The organism is Schaalia sp. lx-100, assembly GCF_021083625.1.
Taxonomy (GTDB): domain Bacteria; phylum Actinomycetota; class Actinomycetes; order Actinomycetales; family Actinomycetaceae; genus Pauljensenia.
Genome location: NZ_JAJNRP010000013.1, coordinates 1 through 2,779, shown reverse-complemented (window position 1 = coordinate 2,779; position 2,779 = coordinate 1). Strand labels below are relative to the sequence as shown.

The window sequence follows — 2,779 nt, the reverse complement described above, 5'->3', positions numbered from 1 at the left end:
TGATTCGTCACAGGAACAGAACGCAAATCAACGTCCTGCCCATCCTCACGAACAGACACATCCTGCTTCCACGCAGCATTCAACACGTAATTCACCAGACTCGCGCTCTCACGCAACTCATAATCCCCATACGGCACGCCCTCAAACGACGCCACACCATCAGCTGTCGTGGTCGCGGTAGCAAACGGCGTCTCAGACACCACGCCCGCCCCGGTCTTAGCAAACAGGGAGAACACCACACCCGCAAGCGGCAGCTCAGCATCCTCAGCATCAACCTTCTTCACCTTGATACTGCCGCGCTTCATCGTATTTGTAAACGCGGTGCCAGTCAGATCAACAAGCTCGCCCGCAGCAGTCACACTCACCTCACGGCCCTGAGCCTCAACAGAGGGGTTATACGCAGCAAGCGGAGTGGTCTCACGCACCACATACGACCCGTACGGCACGCGCTCAAACGACGCCACACCATCAGCCCCGGTGGTCGCGGTAGCAAACGCGCTATCGGACACCACGCCCTCGGTCTTAGCGAACAGCGAGAACACCACGCCCTCAAGCGGCACGTTTTCAGCCCCCGGGTCGGCTTGCTCGCCCAGCTTCTTCACCCGGATAGTGCCGCGGATCAACTGATTCGTCACAGGAACAGAACGCAAATCAACGTCCTGCCCATCCTCACGAACAGACACATCCTGCTTCCACGCAGCATTCAACACGTAATTAACCAGACTCGCGCTCTCACGCAACTCGTAATCACCGTACGGCACGCCCTCAAACGAAGCCACACCATCAGCCCCGGTCTTTGCGGTAGCGAACGGCGTCTCAGACACACCAGCCCCGGTCTTAGCAAACAGCGAGAACACCACACCAGCCAAAGGCACGCTAGCATCCTCAGCATCAACCTTCTTCACCCGCACAGTGCCGCGGATAATCGTATTCGCGTAATCAGCAAGGCTCAGAGTCTGCCCATCAGTTTCAATACTCGCAGACGGCGTCACACTGCTGAGCACATAGCCGCGCGGAGCGTTCTTCTCACGCACCGTGTACTTCCCATAGGCAATACCACTAAACCGCACAACACCATCATGCCCAGAAGTAGCCTCAGTCACCAGGGCACCTTCAGCATTCACAAGCTCAAAGACCGCGCCAGCAAGAGGAGCACGCGTATCAGCATCCACCTTCGTCAGCGTGATACTGCCACTAATCTTCCGGTTAGTAATGAAATCAAAACCAACAACCTGACCATCACGATCAATACGCACCTCACGATCATCCTGATCGCCCACATACCCCTCAGGAGCCTGCACCTCACGCAACACATACTCCCCATACGGGACACGCTCAAACAAAACCGAACCATCAGGGGCGCTCGTTCGAGTATCAAAAGCACTCTCCGACACACCATCAGCGCTCTTAGCAAACAAGGAGAACACCGCGCCAGCAAGGTGACGACCATCCACCCCATCAACCTTCGTCAAAGTGACACTGCCACGCATAACACTATTAGGGAACTCACCCAAAGCAACACGAGCACCATGAGCACTCACACTCAGACTCTTCACCTCAACACTACGCACATACCCCACAGGCGCGCTCTTCTCACGCAACGTGTACTCCCCAAACGGCACACGCTCAAAAGAAGCCACACCATCAGAAGCACTCGTCTGCTCACCAACCACACTACCCTGAGCATCCACAAGCTCAAACACAGCGCCAGCAAGCGGAGCACGCGTATCAGCATCCACCTTCGTCACCGTTACCGTGCCGCGGATCAACTGATTCGTCACAGGAACAGAACGCAAATCAACGTCCTGCCCATCCTCACGAACAGACACATCCTGCTTCCACGCAGCATTCAACACGTAATTCACCAGACTCGCGCTCTCACGCAACTCATAATCACCGTACGGCACGCCCTCAAACGACGCCACACCATCAGCTGTCGTGGTCGCGGTAGCAAACGGCGTCTCAGACACCACGCCCGCCCCGGTCTTAGCAAACAGGGAGAACACCACACCCGCAAGCGGCAGCTCAGCATCCTCAGCATCAACCTTCTTCACCTTGATACTGCCGCGCTTCATCGTGTTCACAAACGCGGTGCCAGTCAGGTCAACAAGCTCGCCCTCACCACTCACACTCACCTCACGACCCGCTGCCTCAACAGAGGGGTTATACGCAGCCAGCGGACCAGTCTCACGCACCACATACGACCCATACGGCACACGCTCAAAGGAGGCCACACCATCAGCCCCAGTGGTCGCGGTAGCAAACGCCGTATCAGACACCACGCCATCACTGGTCTTGGTGAACAGGGAGAACACCACACCCACCAAAGGCACACTCTGCGCCCCCGCGTCAGCCTGCTCACCCAACTTCTTAACCCGGATGGTGCCTTGGACCAGGCGGTTAGGATAATCACCTACCTGCACGGTCTGACCATGAACACGCACCTGAACATCACGAGTCTGATCCGAAAGCACATAATGATCCGGCGCGCTCTTTTCACGCAACACGTAATCCCCATACGCCACCGAGCTGAAAGTCGCAACACCATCCACACCACTTGGAACAGAAACATACGCGGCCTGCGCGCCCTCAGGCACACCACCACTCGTATCCTTGGCATACAGCTCAAACACGGCGCCAGCAACAGGAAGACCACTAGCCGCATCCGTTTTCTTCACAGTCACATCAGCTTTAACCCGAGTATTAACCACACGCAAAAACGCTAAAGCCACACCCTGATCATCATGATCCAACGCCTGACCATCCAAAACCAAGTCCT

Annotated in this window: 1 protein-coding gene; it reads right to left on the bottom strand. The window is 56.3% G+C overall.

Annotation, left to right across the window (positions count from 1 at the left end; translation table 11 throughout):
* The coding region (locus LRP54_RS08320) for a SpaA isopeptide-forming pilin-related protein (RefSeq protein WP_231235755.1) at positions 1-2,779 on the bottom strand (2,779 nt) is incomplete at both ends.